13 protein-coding genes are annotated in these 15,178 nt (G+C 64.5%); 10 read left to right on the top strand and 3 right to left on the bottom strand.

Going from position 1 to position 15,178, the window contains the following annotated elements; genetic code table 11:
- The first annotated feature begins 15 nt into the window (after positions 1–15).
- Positions 16–1,128, top strand: coding sequence for an energy transducer TonB (locus ACM9HJ_RS13390; protein WP_416572234.1), 1,113 nt, complete (start codon positions 16–18; stop codon positions 1,126–1,128).
- Positions 1,129–1,251: 123 nt separating this feature from the next.
- On the opposite strand, the gene ACM9HJ_RS13395 is transcribed toward ACM9HJ_RS13390, so the two are convergent.
- A complete protein-coding gene (locus tag ACM9HJ_RS13395) occupies positions 1,252–3,735 on the bottom strand; it encodes a glycogen/starch/alpha-glucan phosphorylase (protein WP_416572235.1) in 2,484 nt (827 codons plus the stop codon).
- A 166-nt stretch (positions 3,736–3,901) separates the two neighbouring features.
- Between ACM9HJ_RS13395 and ACM9HJ_RS13400 the strand changes: the two genes are divergently transcribed.
- The 3 genes from ACM9HJ_RS13400 (at position 3,902) to ACM9HJ_RS13410 (ending at position 6,206) form a co-directional block, all read left to right on the top strand.
- Positions 3,902–4,150, top strand: coding sequence for a hypothetical protein (locus ACM9HJ_RS13400; RefSeq protein ID WP_416572236.1), 249 nt, complete (start codon positions 3,902–3,904; stop codon positions 4,148–4,150).
- Positions 4,143–4,559, top strand: a complete 417-nt coding sequence (locus ACM9HJ_RS13405) for a hypothetical protein (RefSeq protein ID WP_416572237.1) — start codon at positions 4,143–4,145, stop codon at positions 4,557–4,559. Before ACM9HJ_RS13400 ends, ACM9HJ_RS13405 begins: the two co-directional genes overlap by 8 nt.
- A 78-nt stretch (positions 4,560–4,637) precedes the next feature.
- Entirely contained in the window at positions 4,638–6,206 is a 1,569-nt protein-coding gene (locus ACM9HJ_RS13410; protein ID WP_416572238.1) for an alkaline phosphatase family protein, read from the top strand.
- On the opposite strand, the gene ACM9HJ_RS13415 is transcribed toward ACM9HJ_RS13410, so the two are convergent.
- Positions 6,199–7,314: a pyridoxal phosphate-dependent aminotransferase gene (locus tag ACM9HJ_RS13415; RefSeq protein ID WP_416572249.1), complete on the bottom strand. Its 1,116-nt coding sequence runs from the start codon at positions 7,312–7,314 to the stop codon at positions 6,199–6,201. The two genes, ACM9HJ_RS13410 and ACM9HJ_RS13415, sit on opposite strands and share 8 nt — an antisense overlap.
- A 217-nt stretch (positions 7,315–7,531) precedes the next feature.
- On the opposite strand from ACM9HJ_RS13415, the gene ACM9HJ_RS13420 reads away from it, so the two are divergent.
- A complete protein-coding gene (locus ACM9HJ_RS13420) occupies positions 7,532–8,821 on the top strand; it encodes a M48 family metalloprotease (protein ID WP_416572239.1) in 1,290 nt (429 codons plus the stop codon).
- A gap of 17 nt (positions 8,822–8,838) precedes the next feature.
- Here ACM9HJ_RS13420 and ACM9HJ_RS13425 read toward each other — a convergent pair whose 3' ends face one another.
- Positions 8,839–10,410, bottom strand: a complete 1,572-nt coding sequence (locus ACM9HJ_RS13425; protein WP_416572240.1) for a DUF3369 domain-containing protein — start codon at positions 10,408–10,410, stop codon at positions 8,839–8,841.
- 236 nt (positions 10,411–10,646) lie between these two features.
- Here ACM9HJ_RS13425 and ACM9HJ_RS13430 point away from each other — a divergent pair, with 236 nt between their 5' ends.
- The 5 genes from ACM9HJ_RS13430 (at position 10,647) to accC (ending at position 15,022) form a co-directional block, all read left to right on the top strand.
- Positions 10,647–11,423, top strand: a complete 777-nt coding sequence (locus ACM9HJ_RS13430; RefSeq protein ID WP_416572241.1) for a DsbA family protein — start codon at positions 10,647–10,649, stop codon at positions 11,421–11,423.
- Between the two features lie 25 nt (positions 11,424–11,448).
- The gene (locus ACM9HJ_RS13435) at positions 11,449–12,591 is read left to right on the top strand and encodes an MBL fold metallo-hydrolase (RefSeq protein ID WP_416572242.1); all 1,143 of its coding nucleotides are present in this window, start codon (positions 11,449–11,451) and stop codon (positions 12,589–12,591) included.
- 96 nt (positions 12,592–12,687) lie between these two features.
- Positions 12,688–13,146, top strand: a complete 459-nt coding sequence (aroQ, locus tag ACM9HJ_RS13440; RefSeq protein WP_416572243.1) for a type II 3-dehydroquinate dehydratase — start codon at positions 12,688–12,690, stop codon at positions 13,144–13,146.
- 33 nt (positions 13,147–13,179) lie between these two features.
- Complete coding sequence (accB, locus tag ACM9HJ_RS13445; RefSeq protein ID WP_416572244.1) at positions 13,180–13,644, top strand: acetyl-CoA carboxylase biotin carboxyl carrier protein; 465 nt, start codon at positions 13,180–13,182, stop codon at positions 13,642–13,644.
- A gap of 31 nt (positions 13,645–13,675) precedes the next feature.
- Positions 13,676–15,022, top strand: a complete 1,347-nt coding sequence (gene accC, locus ACM9HJ_RS13450; protein ID WP_416572250.1) for an acetyl-CoA carboxylase biotin carboxylase subunit — start codon at positions 13,676–13,678, stop codon at positions 15,020–15,022.
- Positions 15,023–15,178 lie beyond the last annotated feature (156 nt).

Consider the following 15,178-nt stretch of genomic DNA (forward strand, 5'->3'; position numbering starts at 1 on the left):
TCAAGGGGTTTTTTTATGCGCGTTCCAGCCATTGCCACCTGTCTTTTGCTGTTCACGGCCCAGCCGGCCATGGCCATGACTTGGCAGGAGGCGAACAAGGCGTCCGTCGCCCTGATGAACGAGGGCAAGCTGAAGCAGGCCTTCGATCTGGCTTGGCAGGCGGCGGAGCTTTATGAGCAGTCGCCCACCTACAAGGCCGCAAGCCATGAAAGGCTGCTGCTGAACGCGCTGGACATCTTCCTGCAGACCGAAGAGGTGCGGGAGACACCGGCCACCGTGCGCAAGGCCATCATGGCGCTCAAGCGGCATGTACCCGACGAGGACCCGACGCTGATCGCCCTGTCGGAACAATTGGCGCTTTCCTATGACCGGGTTGGCGATTTCCAGGCCGCGCAGGACGCGCGCGATCGCGTGATCAGCCTTTACGCCAGGAACCATGGCGAGGATTCGGTGGGCCACCTGCTGGCCCTGATCAACCAGGCCCGGCAATTGAAGCAGGTGCAGGACATCACGGTCACCCGCAAATACCTGGACCGCGCCACCGCCGTCATCGCCGGCCTGCCGCCCAACAATGCCACGCGCCTGATGGTGGAATACGAACACGCCCTGCTGACCCTGGAGGATGAGCGCAAGGACGAGGCCCGGGCCCTGTTCCAGTCCATCGCCGAACGGGGCGAGACGGTGCGTGACAATCCGGCCGTGGGCAATATCCTGCGCCCCACCTATGGCATGCTGGCCTATATCGCCTTCAAGCGTGGGGACGAGGCGGCATTGGACCGGATGGTGGAAGCCACGCGCGGCCTGCCGCTGCCGGCCGGCGAAACCGCCCCGCTGTTCCGGGAGGCGCCGGACATGCCGGGCGGCGACCGGCTGGCCCTGTCCGGATCGGCCACGGTGGAATACAAGGTCTCCACCGCCGACGGCCGGGTTTCGGAAATCAGGATCCTGGATCGCTCGGGAAATCCGCAATATGCCGAACTGGCCGTGAAGGCCGTCGGCAAATGGCGCTACCAGCCCACGGCACCTGTCGGGTCGCCGGGCCAACTGGTGACCTTCAACCAGTCCTTCCGATACCAGTACGAGAACGACAAGCCGGAACTGGGCAGCCGGTTGAAGCGGCGGAACTGATAGTCAGCCCAAGACCAGCGACATTCATGCCGCTGGCCGGCGACTGCCGGCCCGGCGCACATGCGCCGTGAGCCAAGCCCACGGATGTGGGCGCCCGGCGATTGAGGGAGCACGAAAAGATTATCAATCCCCCTCCCCCGTCAGCGGCGGCACCGGCGCCACGCCCCAGATTTCGCGCGCATACTCCAGGATGGTGCGGTCGGACGAGAACCAGCCCATGCCGGCGGTGTTCAGGATGGCCTTGGCCGTCCATTCGTCGCGGTCGCGATAGAGCGAAACAGCGGCGGCGTGGGTGTTGCGGTAATCCTCGAAATCGGCGGTGACCAGGAAATGGTCGCCATGCAGCAGCGCATCGACGATGGGGCGGAAGCGGCCGGGATCGTCGAGGCTGAAGGTCCCGCCGCCGATCATGTCCAGGGCCCGCTTCAGGTGCGGGTTGGCCCCCACCACCTGGCGCGGATCGAAACCGCCCGCGTCGCGCAGATCCTGCACCTCCGCCGCGTTCAGGCCGAAGATAAAGATATTGTCGGCGCCGACATGGTCGCGCATTTCGACATTGGCCCCATCCAGAGTGCCGATGGTCAGGGCACCGTTCAGGGCCAGCTTCATGTTGCCGGTGCCGGACGCCTCCATCCCCGCCGTTGAAATCTGTTCCGACAGGTCGGCGGCGGGCATGATGATCTCCGCCTGGCTGACATTGTAATTGGGCAGCATCACCAGCTTCAGCCGGTTGCGCACGGCCGGGTCATTGTTCACCACCCGGGCGATGTCGTTGGCCAGCTTGATGATCAGCTTGGCCTGATGATAGGCGGGTGCTGCCTTGCCGGCCAGGATCTTGGTGACGGGCACGAAATCGCGGGTCGGGTTGTCCCGTATCTCGTTATAGAGCGCGACGGTCTGCAACAGGTTCAGCAACTGGCGCTTATATTCATGGATGCGCTTCACCTGCACGTCGAACAGGCTGTCGACATCGACGTCGATGCGCAGGGTGCGGGCGATAGTGGCGGCCAGACGCTTCTTGTTCTGGCGCTTGGCGCGGCGGAACTCCTCGGCGAAGACCGGGTCCCCCACACGGTCCCGCAGGGCGGCCAGTTGTTCCAGATCGGTGATCCAGCCATCGCCGATACGGCTGCTGATCAGGCGCGACAGCGCCGGGTTGGCCTGATGCAGCCAGCGGCGTGGGGTGATGCCGTTGGTCTTGTTGGTGATGCGGTCGGGGAAAATGCGGTGATAATCGGCGAACACCGTCTGTTTCATCAGGTCAGTATGCAGGGCCGACACGCCATTGACCTTGTGGCTGCCCAGGAAGGCCAGCCCGCCCATGCGCACGCGCCGTCCCCCCACCTCATCGATCAGGGACAGGCGGCGGATCATATCCATATCGGAACGATCCCAGACGCTCTGCAGGAACCGGGCATTGATGTCGTAGATGATCTGCATGTGCCGGGGCAGCACGCGCTCCATCATCGCCACCGGCCAGCTTTCCAGCGCCTCGGGCAGCAGCGTGTGGTTGGTATAGCTGAAGGTGCGGCGGGTAATGTCCCAGGCCTTGTCCCAGTCCAGGCCATGCATATCGATCAGGATGCGCATCAGTTCGGCGATACCGATGGCCGGATGGGTGTCGTTCAGCTGGATCGCGGCTTTTTCCGGCAGCGCATCGAAATCCCGGTGATGCTGCATATAGCGGCGCAGGATGTCCTGGATGGACGCGCTGGTGAAGAAATATTCCTGCTTGAAGCGCAGTTCGCGCCCAACCTCCGTCGCGTCGTTGGGATAGAGCACGCGTGACAGGTTCTCCGACAGGACCTTGTCTTCCACCGCCTTCAGATAGTCGCCGTCATTGAAGCGGGTGAAGTCGAAATCACTCAAGGCGCGGGCCGACCACAGGCGCAGGGTATTGATCGTTTCGCCACCGTAACCGACGACGGGCGTGTCGAAGGCCATGGCATGGACGGTTTCGGTATCCACCCAGCGCCGCCGTTCCACCCCGGCCCCGTCGATATAGGTCTCCACCCTTCCGTGGAAATGGATCGGGTACAGCACCTCCGGCCGGGCGAATTCCCACGGATTGCCGAAGCGCAGCCAATTGTCGGGGAATTCGACCTGCCAGCCCTGGTCGAAGCGCTGTTCGAACAAGCCATATTCATAGCGGATGCCATAGCCATAGGCCGGCAGATGCTGGGTCGCCATGCTGTCCAGGAAGCAGGCAGCCAGACGGCCCAGCCCGCCATTGCCCAGGGCCGGATCGGGTTCCGCCTCCAGCACCTCTTCCAACCGCAGGCCCAACTGGTCCACCGCCTCGCGGCAGGCCTCCGTCAGGCCCAGATTGTCCAGGTTGTTGTGCAGCAGCCGGCCGACCAGGAATTCCATGGAGAAGTAATAGATGCGCTTGGCATCGGCGGTGTAGACGCCGCGCGTCGTGTCCATCCAGCGATCGACCACCCGGTCGCGCACGGATAATGCCCCGGTATTGAACCAGTCGCGGCGCGTCGCCGTCTTGGCATCCTTGCCCACCGAATAAACCAGCCATTCCAGGAAGGAACGCTTCAGCGCATCGACATCGACAGCCTTGCGGCCGATTTCACGCGAACGGTAACGGGCATCCATGGGCAGGCGGGCTTTCAATGGCAACGATAACAGAAGGATATTCCATTCGGCCCTGCCGCCATCGACTTGGCAATGGAAAACCGATGCCCCGATCATCAGCATAGTCGGGGCTTGACGCAATGGTACATTGGTACCAAATTACCGGAAACATCTGAAGAGCGGCGTTATGATCGAACGTATTCAAACAGGCGTCCGGTTGGAGAAGGGAATCGTCAAGGTGCTGAAGGGCCTTGCCGAATATCTGGATCTCAGCCTGGGCGAGCTGCTGGAGGGCATGGCCCTGCATAATTTCGAAGGCAAAGTGCCGTTCAGCCCGCAAACCCAGGCCAAGATCGCGCAGATGAAGGACATCTACGGCGTGCAACTGACCGCCGCCGACAGCCATCACCTTGTCGAAGGGGCGACCCGTGACTGACCAGACGCAGACGCCGATAACATCGCAGGAACTGGACATGTTCCTGCGCAGCAGCATTGATCCCGCCCGGTTCAGCCACGTGGTGCATCTGCGCATGGCCTATGCCACCATCCGCCACCATGGGCTGGAAACGGGACTACATCTTTACCGCCACGCCCTGTGTCGGTTCCTGGAACAGGTGGGCAAGCCGGACCGCTACCATGTTACGGTAACCACCGCCTTCATGGCTGTGGTTGCCGACCGGATGGGACGAGACGGCGCGCCGGACAGCTGGGTTGAATTCCATGCAGCCAATCCCGATTTGAGCCGGCGTGACTGCCTGTCCCGCTGGTACAGCCCGGAACTGCTGGACAGCGACCAGGCCCGCCGGTCCTTCGTCCTGCCGGACCGGGCATCGTCGCTGCATTGACGTGGATGGAGGATTGGTGGTTCAAGCGACTTCCGGCATCATCGGCAGAAAATGTGCGCGTCCACGACAACCGGGCTTATGAGCAAACCCATCGCCAACCGTAAACGATCGCGCCATGCCGTGGTGCCGCCCACGATCCTGCTGGGCCCGTTGGCGCGGGCGCGCGGGGCCCAGGGTGCCACCGGTTCCGGGCAGCGCTGGCGCGTCTCCGTCTGCTTCCTGCTGGCTGGCGATGCCGAACCGCCCGACCTGCGCGTCGATGGGGTCACCCTGGCCGTGCCGCCGCGTTTTCTGCATGAATGGAAGGACCTGCCGCCCGTGGGGCCGGTGGGCGTGCCCTGTCCGCCCGGGGTGCTGCGCATGTGGCGCTATGATTTCGCCGTGCCGCGCGGGCTGCAGGATGGGCGCGCGGTTTACGGCTTCCAGGATGATGAGCGGCGCTGGACCCTGTCGGTGCCCGGCACCGCCATCCCGCCGCGCATCGCCTTTGTCAGTTGCGGTGGCTGCGAGGATGAGGCGCAGATCGAGGCGGCGGGACTGAAGCGCAACGCGCTGTGGGCCCGGCTGCTGGGCCGGCACCGCGCCCAGCCTCTGCACCTGATGCTGATGGGCGGCGATCAGGTCTATGCCGACGAGCTGTGGCAGCGGGTCCCCGCCCTGCGCCAACTGTCCGAAGCCAAGATGATGAAGCGCACGGGCCTGACAGCGGGTCCAGAGCTGGAGGCACAGCTGGAGGCCTGGTACATCGCCACATACCTGCATGCCTGGAACCAGGCGGAGCCGGCGGCGCTGCAGGCCGGCGTGGCATCCATGTGCATGTGGGACGACCATGACATCATTGACGGCTGGGGATCGCACCCGCCGGAACTGCTGGACAGCCCTGCCTATCAGGCCATCTATGCCGCCGCCCGCCGTGCCTTCCGCCTGTTCCAGGTGGGCATGGGCGATGATGATCCCGCCGATACGCTGGTGGCATCCGCCCCGCCCGGTTTCAGCCAGGGGATGATGCTGAACGGCATCGGCATCCTGGCGCCCGACCTGCGCAGCGAGCGCACACATACCAGCGTGCTGTCACCGGCCAGCCTGTCGGAAATGCCGGAATGGCTGGAACGGTTCGCCACCTGCCGGCATCTGCTGCTGATGTCGTCGGTGCCGCTGATCTTCCCCGGATTCGGGCTGGCCGAACGGCTGCTGAACATGCTGCCCGGCCGCCAGACCATGGAGGATGACCTGCGCGACCAATGGCGCAGCCCCGTGCATCTGGAACAGTGGCGCACCGTGCTGCGCATCCTGGCCGATTTCGCCCGGCGCAGCGGCGTGCGTATCACCATCCTGTCCGGTGAGGTGCATCTGGCCGCCCATGGCACCGTTTCCGGCCCCGGCACCCTGCTGCGCCAGCTCGTCAGTTCCGGCATCGTCCATCCCCCGCCCCATGGCGTGGGCGTGCAGATGATGGAACTGCGTGCGGCCAAGCGGGAGGAATTGTGGGACCGGCTGTCGCTCTCCATGGAAGTGATGGACGAGAATGGCCGTCGTCTGCTGGCTCAGCGCAACTACCTGACCATCAATGGCCAGGACGAAGGCGACCTTCTGGCCGAATGGCATATCGAGGGGCGGGACGAGCCCTGGACCATCACGATCAGGTGACGAGGCCCTTCCGCCATGCGACGAGGCGCCGTGCGGCCTCCGCCACCTCCGCTTCCGCCGCGGCGAAGCTGATGCGCAGATAGCGGCGGCCGCGCACCGTGTCGAAATCCAAGCCCGGCGTGATGGCCACGCCCGTCTCCGCCAGGATGCGTTTGCAGAAGGCTTCGCTGTCGTCGGTCAGGCCGCTGACATCGGCATAGACATAGAAGGCACCGTCGGCGGGCGCCAGATTGTCGAACCCGGCGCGCGGCAGCTCGTTCAGCAGCAGGTCGCGGCTGCGACGATAGCGGGCGACATGGCCGTCGGCTTCCTCGGTACAGTCGAAGGCCGCGATGGCGGCGCGCTGCGACAGGGTGGGGGCGGAGATATAGAGATTTTGCGCCAGGCATTCGGTGGATCGCACCAGCTCCGGCGGCACCACCATCCAGCCCAGACGCCAACCGGTCATGCTGAAATATTTGCTGAAGCTGTTGATGATGATGGCGCGGTCGCTGAAGGCTAGGGCCGTCTGGCCTTTCACCTCGGTGAACTCGATCCCGTGATAAATCTCGTCCGATACCAGGCGAACGCCATTCGTCTCGCACCACAGCGCCAGATCACGCAGTGCGGCGGGCGACAGCATGGTACCGGCCGGGTTGGACGGGCTGGCCACGATCAGGCCCTTCACCGGCTTGTCCAGGGCCGCCAGCAGTGCCGGCGTCGGCTGGAATCGCGTTTCCGGCCCGGTCAGGATTTCCACCGGTTCCAAATCCAGGGCGCGCAGGATGTTGCGATAGGCGGGATAGCCGGGGGCGGCCAATGCCACCCGGTCACCCGGCTCGAACGCCGCCAGGAAGCCCAACAGGAATCCCGCCGATGACCCGGTGGTCACGGCGATGCGTTCCGCCGGCACCGACACGCCATGGCGGTCGCGATACCATTTGGCGATGGCCTCACGCAGCGGCGCAATGCCGAACGCGTCGGTATAGGCGACGCGGTCGCAGTCCAGGGCCGCATGCGCCGCCGCGATCACGCCCCTGGGTGCCGGTGTCCCCGGCTGTCCGATCTCCAGATGCAGCACGTCGCCGCCGGCCGCCGCGCGCTCATTGGCGGCGCGCATCACCTCCATCACGATGAAGGGGGCCACGCTGCCGCGCTTGGCCGGTGCCCAATGCGCGTCGCCCGCCAGCGCCTTCAAACTCGCCCTTCCCTCGCCATGTTTTTCGTGGCTAGTGTCGGCGTGAGGGGCCTTGCCGATGGATAGAGACATGTTTGCGGTTCCAAAGCGGATTGCCAGTGCGGCCGTGGCGTTGTTGATGTCGGTGACCTGGGCGACCGAACCCGCCATGGCCCAGCGTTCGATCAGCTTCATTCGCGACACCGAAATCGAGCATATCCTACGGGTCTATTCCACCCCGATCTTGCAGGCGGCCAATGTCGTGCCGGAATCGGTGACCATCGCCCTGGTCAATGATGACAGCCTGAACGCCTTCGTGGCCGGAGGGCAGAACATGTTCTTCCATACCGGCTTCCTGATGGATACCGGCATCGATGAGCTGGTGGGCGTGACGGCGCACGAGACGGGGCACATTGCCGGCGGCCATCTGGCGCGGGCCGGCGACGCCATGTCGAACGCCGCCACCATCGCCACCATCTTCACCCTGCTGGGCATGGCCGCCGCCATCGGCGCCGGGCGCACCGATGTGGGCATGGGGCTAATGGGCGGCGGGCAGGAAGCGGCCATGCGCACCTTCTTCGCCTTCACCCGCGGCCAGGAAGGTTCGGCCGACGAGGCGGCGATGCAGTATCTGGAAAAGCTGGGCTGGTCGTCCGAAGGCCTGATGAAGATGATGCAGCGGCTGGCGGGTCAGGAACTGCTGCCGGAAAACCGGCAGGTCGAATATGTCCGCACCCACCCGCTGACTCGCAACCGCATCGAAGCCATCCGGAATTTCGTGGAAACGAAATCCAAGAACAATGGCAACAGGTTGCCGGAGAATTTTTATGCGCTGCATGAACGCATGGTGGCCAAGCTGATGGGCTTCATGCGGCCCGACATCGCACTGCGTCGCTATGCGGCAAACGACACCGGCATCCCCGCCCGCTATGCCCGCGCCATCGCGCTGTACCAGAAGGGCAATGTGCGCGAGGCGCTGGCATTGACCGAAGGCCTGATCAATCAGGAAAAGGACAACGCCTATTTCCATGAATTGAAAGGGCAAATCCTGTTCGAGGATGGCAAGGCCGCCGATGCGGTCCTGCCCTATCGGGAGTCCGTGCGCCTGGACCCGGAATCCGGCCTACTGCGCAACGCGCTGGGCCACGCGCTGCTGGAGGTGGGCAATGACCGCTTCCTGAACGAGGCTATCACCAACCTGACCGCCGCCGCCCGGCTGGAACAGAATTCGGCCCTGACCTGGCGCCTGCTGTCATCCGCCTACAGCCGTGCCGACATGCAGCCGCAGCTGGCCTACGCGCGTGCGGAGGAGGCCCTGGCCCGCGGCGATATCCGCGCGGCCAAGTACCATGCCGACCGGGCCGAACGCATGCTGCCCGCCGGCTCCCCGGAATGGATCCGCGCCCAGGACATCCGGGTGATGGTGGAAAGCCATCCGGTGTCGCGGGAATATAATTGATCTGAATGGGCGGGCGCTTACCGCGTCCGCCCCCGCGCCTGCCGCACCTTGAAGAAGGCCGCCACCACGGTGGGGTCGAACAGCGTTCCCGCCCCTTCCCCGATGGATTTCAACGCGTCAGCAAGCGGCATGGCCTCACGCCAGGAACGGCGGTGGGTCAGCGCGTCAAACACGTCGGCCACGGCCACGATGCGCGCCGCCGCCGGGATATCGGTACCTGACAGCCCGTGCGGATAGCCGCTGCCGTCCCAACGTTCCTGGTGCGCACGGGCGATGGCGGCACCGAAGGACAGGTAGTTGCTGCCCTCCACCAGCCGCGAGGCCTTTTCCAGGATGGCGGCCCCACGCTCGCAATGCAGTTCCATCTGGTGGCGTTCCTCGTCGTCCAGATGCTGCTCCTTGCGGATGACGCTGTCGGGCACGCCGACCATGCCGATATCGTACAGCATGGACCCCATGGTGATCTGGTCCAGGAATTCGTCATCGATGACGGTGTCCCAGCCTTCCTCCGACCGCAGGGCGAAGGCAATCTCCGTCACCAGACGGGAGATGCGCAATCCATGGTCGCCACCCCCATCCGGGTCCTTGTATTCGGCCAGACCGGCCAGCGCGATGACCGCCGCCTTGTGCGAGCGCTTCACCTGCTCATAGAGGTGCAGATTGTCGAAGCCGATGGCGATCTTGGCGCCCAGCACCTCCGCCAGCTTGCGTTCCAGCCCATCCAGCGGCCGGCCGACATGCAGGCAGGCGGCCGCATCGCGGCCATCGGCGGTGCGCAGCCACAGTATGGCGTCCTGGTCATCGAACCGGTGCTGGCGTGAGCGCAGCACCTCCATGATCTTGGCGGCTAGATCGGGTTCCACGCTGTGGCCCAGCGGCAGGCCGACGCTGTCGCTATGCCGGCCGGATGCGGCCAGGATCTGGGCATCGGTGCGGGCATTGCCGCGCGGCACGCAGACCAGCCCGTTCGGTTCGGTATTCAGCACATGCGCCAGCTCGCGCAGCACAGCTTCGGCAAACCGGTCGATGGCGCGCAGCGCGAACAGGCTGCCGGCGGCATCGATGATGCGTTCCATGCCCTGGCGGGACCGCATCAGCTCGGTGATATGCTCGTATGACCGCAGGGCCGCCACCGTGGCCGTGCCCAGCTTCTGGGCCGTCAGTTCCGTCTTGGCCTTGTAATCATTGATGTCATAGCCGTGGATGACGTCATCCTCCGGCGCCTGCCCGGGCTGGCCGGTGCGCAGGATGATGCGGACCTGGGTATTGCCCAGCTCGTCACGGATGCGCGGCACCAGGCGCAGGCCGGCATCGTCCGTCTCCATCACCACGTCCAGCAGGATCATGGCGATGCCGGGATCGTTGCGCAGGATGCCCAGCGCTTCTTCCGCCGAATAGGCGGACAGGAACTGGATCGGCCGGTCGCGATAGGTGAATTTCTTCATCACCAGCCGCGTCATGGCATGCACCTCCGGATCGTCATCGACGATCAGGATCAGCCACGGCCGCCGGGGTGCGGTCACGTCGCCGGTGGCCGGCAGTTCCGGCCCCTCCTCCTTGAAGAGGAAATCGTCGTCGCCTGCGACCATCAGACCGTCACCGCTCCCCTTGAAGCCTTGCCCCGTACATCCTGCCTTGCCGGGCTTTTATTCAAGATCAAGTTGGCACATTGCCATTGGTGGAACCAATGCACACTTACGTATCACGGCATAGCTCGTGCCTGTAGGCAAGCCTCTTGAAAACCGGGAATTCATCCCGCGTGGCGGTTGCACGCGGAATGTGGCCGGTCCATGGTGCGGGCAACCATTCAATGGATGTGAGATCGATGTCCCTTCCCCTTCCTGTTTCCAGCCGGTTCCGGGCGTTGTGCACGGGCTTGGCACTTTCCGCCACCCTCCCCGCCCTGCCGGTTTCCGCCGCCGACAAGCCGCTGGACAAGGCGGCGGTGGAGCAGATCGTCCGCGACTATCTGCTGGCCAATCCCGAGATCCTGCTGGAAGCCATGGAGGCCCTGGAAAAGAAGCAGCAGGCCGAGGGCGACAAGGCCGTGACCGAGGCGCTGAAGTCGAATCGGACGGCCCTTGAACAGAGTGCGATGTCCCCCGTGGGCGGCAATCCCAAGGGCGATGTCACCCTGGTGGAGTTCTTCGATTACAATTGCGGCTATTGCAAGCGCACCCATCCGGAGCGCAGTGCGGCCGTGAAGGGCGATGGCAAGGTCCGCATCGTCTACAAGGAATTCCCCATCCTGGCCCCGTCCTCCAAGGAAGCCGCCAAGGCCGCGCTGGCAGCCAACAAACAGGGCAAGTACGAGGCGTTCCACACCGCCCTGATGACGCATGAGGGCCGCCTGGACAGCGACGCCATCCGCGCCACCGCCAAGGAAGTGGGGCTGGACCTGAAAAAGCTGGAACAGGATATGGGCGATCCCGCCATCGAGGCGGAGATCAAGGCCAACATGGAACTGGCCCGCAAGCTGAACATCCGCGGCACGCCGGGCTTCGTCATCGGCGACACGGTGGTGCCCGGTGCGATCGAGACCGACCAGTTCATTGCCCTGTTCAACGCCACCCGCGCCGTGAACACCAAGAAGAGCGGCTGATACCGGTCAACATTAAGGGGGAAGCATGCGGAACAAGGCCCTATGCGCGTTGGTCCTGCTGCTTCCCCTGACCGGCTGCGGTGGCAGCCATTTGGCTTCGCTTCCCTATCCGCCCGGTGCCAATGTCACGCCGGCCGACGGCTATCTTTATGAGGGCACGCGGCTTGCGCCCGGCGTCTGGCTGTTCGCCTCCCCCGAACCGTTCCATGTCCAGCCCTATGGCAATGTCACCGCCGTGGAACAGGCCGACGGCTTCGTGCTGTTCGACAGTGGCGGCACGCCGGCCGGGGCACGGCGCATCCTGGACATGCTGGCCGGGCTGTCGTCCAAGCCGGTGAAGGCCGTGGTGGTCAGCCATTGGCATGGCGATCATGTCAACGGGCTGCGCGCCATCAGGGAACGCTGGCCCAAGGTGCGCCTGATCGCCACCAACGCCACCCGCCGCACCCTGACCGATCCGCGCGTGGCGCGTTTCATGCCCAGTGGGGATACCGCTTCCGACGATGCGATTCGTCGCAATATCGAGGGGGCGGTGGCCCGCATGCGCACACGCGCCGCCCAGCCAGACCTGCCGGAGCCGTTGCTCACTGGCAATGAGCGGGCCGCGCGGGAGCTGGAACATTATGGGCACGAACTGCAGGGCGGCGCCCTGCTGGTCCCCGAAGAGGGGTTCGATGAACGCCTGCTGCTGGACGATCCCGACCGGCCGGTGGAACTGCGCTTCCTGGGCCAGGCCAATACCGATGGCGATGCCGTCGCCTGGCTGCCCAAGCAGCATATCCTGCTGACCGGCGACATCCTGGTCGCCCCCATCCCCTATGGTTATGGCGGCTATCCCAGGGAATGGGAAACCACGCTGCAACGGCTGAAAAGCTTTGATTTCAAGGCGATGGTGCCGGGCCACGGCCCGGTCATGCGCGACAGCACCTATATCGACCGCCTGTCCGCCCTGATCGCGGAGGTGCGGGCCAGGGTGGCGCCGCTGGTCGCGGCCGGCCTGTCCTTGGACGATGTTCAAAAACAGGTCGAACTTTCAGCGCAGGCGCAGATGTTCAGCGGCGGCGATCCCTGGCGGTCCTCCCTGTTCGACCAATATTGGCGCCAGCCGATCATCGCCAGCGCCTTTAAAGAGGCGAAGGGAGACCCCATCATACAGGGGGGTGGTTGATCACCTTCCCCTACGTCATGTCGATGGCCATTGCCCCTGTGGCTGGCCATGTTATAACCCCCCGGCTTTTGGCGATCACAACCAGGGACGGCCGACTTGGCCCCGCAGCCTTCGATCCTCATCCTCAACGGGCCGAACCTGAACATGCTCGGCACCCGTGAGCCCCATATCTATGGGGCGGAAACCCTGGCCGATGTGGAAGCATTGTGCCGGGCCGAGGGGGAGCGGCTGGGGCTGGCGATCGATTTCCGCCAGTCCAACCATGAGGGCGAGCTGGTCACCTGGATCCAGGAGGCGCGGGGCACCCGTTCCGCCATCCTGTTGAACGCCGGAGCCTATACCCACACCTCCGTGGCCATCCTGGACGCGTTGACGGCGGTTGACCTGCCGGTTATCGAGGTGCATCTGAGCAACATCTTCCGTCGTGAACCGTTCAGACATCATTCGTATGTCTCGATGGCCGCGCGGGGGGTCATTTGTGGCCTGGGTTCCCATGGCTATGTTTTGGCGCTGCAGGCGGCTGACCGCCTGGTCCGCGCCAAGGCCCAGTCCTGATACCCGGGTTCCCTTTCAAAGGTTGAAAATACCATGTCGAGCTTCGATCTGGATGCCGAGTTCGTGCGCACCATGGCCAAACTCCTGGAGGAGTCGGGCCTGACGGAAATGGAATATTCGGAAGGCGAACGCCGCATCCGGCTCAGCCGCGCCGCGCCGCCGGCCCCGATCGGCTATGCCCCGGCCGCCTATGCGCCGGCCCCGGTCGCAGCAGCCCCCGTGGCCGCCGCCCCGGCCGCCGCGGCCGTTCCCCCGGCCCAGCATCCCGGTGCCGTGAAGTCGCCCATGGTCGGCACCGCCTATCTGGCGTCGGAGCCCAGCGCCCCGCCCTTCGTCAAGGCCGGCGATACGGTCAAGGCCGGTCAGACCATCCTGATCATCGAGGCCATGAAGGTCATGAACCCGATCAAGGCCGCCAAGGGCGGTACCGTGACGGAGATCCTGGTGTCCAACAGCCAGCCGGTCGAATTCGGCCAGCCCCTGCTGATCATTGAGTGACCGGGCCATGACGGCGAACCCCCAGGACGGCCTGTTCGAAAAGGTCTTGATCGCCAACCGCGGCGAAATCGCGCTGCGCATCCACCGCGCCTGCCGCGAGATGGGCATCAAGACGGTGGCCGTGCATTCCACGGCCGATGCCGACGCCATGCATGTGCGCCTCGCCGATGAGAGCGTGTGCATCGGCCCGCCGGCGGCCAAGGACAGCTATCTCAACATCCCGGCGATCCTGTCGGCGGCCACCATCACCGGTGCCGACGCCATCCATCCCGGCATCGGCTTCATGGCGGAGAACGCGCAGTTCGCCGATATGGTGATCGAGCATGGCTTTGCCTGGATTGGCCCGACGCCGGACCATATCCGCATCATGGGCGACAAGGTCACCGCCAAGAAGACGGTGATCGCGCGCGGCCTGCCCTGCGTGCCCGGTTCCGACGGCCCTGTGGACAGTTTCGAAACGGCGGCCAGCGTGGCCGACCAGATCGGCTATCCGGTCCTGATCAAGGCGGCAGCTGGCGGCGGCGGCAAGGGCATGAAGGTTGCCTTCAGCCGGGACGAGCTGAAAGAGGCTTATTCGCTGGCCCGTGGTGAAGCGCGTGCCGCGTTTGGCAATGACGAAGTGTACCTGGAAAAGTACCTCGCCAATCCGCGCCATATTGAGGTGCAGCTGCTGGGTGATCACCATGGCAATGTGGTGCATTTCGGCGAACGCGACTGCTCCGTCCAGCGCCGCCACCAGAAGGTGGTGGAAGAGGCCCCCTCGCCTGCGCTGAACGCGGAAGAGCGGGAGAAGGTCGGGTCGCTGGCCGCCCGCACCGCCAAGCTTCTGGGCTATCGCGGCGTGGGGACCATGGAGTTCCTGTACGAGAACGGGCAGTTCTATTTCATCGAAATGAACACCCGTCTGCAGATCGAGCACACGATCACCGAGATGATCACCGGCGTCGATCTGGTGCGCGAGCAGATTCGCGTGGCCACGGGTGCCCCGCTGGGCTACACGCAGCAGGATGTGCGCTTCCACGGCCATTCGATCGAATGCCGCATCAACGCAGAGCACCCCGAGACCTTCATGCCCTCGCCCGGGCAGATCAAGCAGTACCATGCGCCGGGCGGCCTGGGCGTGCGCGTCGACAGCGCGCTTTATGACGGCTATCGCGTGCCGCCCTATTACGACAGCATGATTGCCAAGCTAATCGTCCATGGCAACACGCGCAATGAATGCCTGATGCGCCTGCGACGCGCGTTGGAGGAGTTCGTCATCTCCGGTGTCGATACCTCCATCCCGCTGCATCAGAAGATCATCGCCGAGCCGGATTTCATCAACGGCGATTACGACATCAAGTGGATGGAAGCCTGGATGAAGCGTCAGCAGGGTTGACCCCCTGTTTCGGACGTCGAAACGAAAAGCCCCGGTGGTTCGCCACCGGGGCTTTTCGTTTTCATGCCGTGGTCTGCCCGCAGGTCAGGTCAAGCCGCAGGCGAGCCCTGACAGCATTGCTTTCAATCCGGTTCTGTCAGGGCTCGCCTGCGGCTT

The organism is Niveispirillum sp. KHB5.9 (genome assembly GCF_048066115.1).
GTDB lineage: Bacteria > Pseudomonadota > Alphaproteobacteria > Azospirillales > Azospirillaceae > Niveispirillum.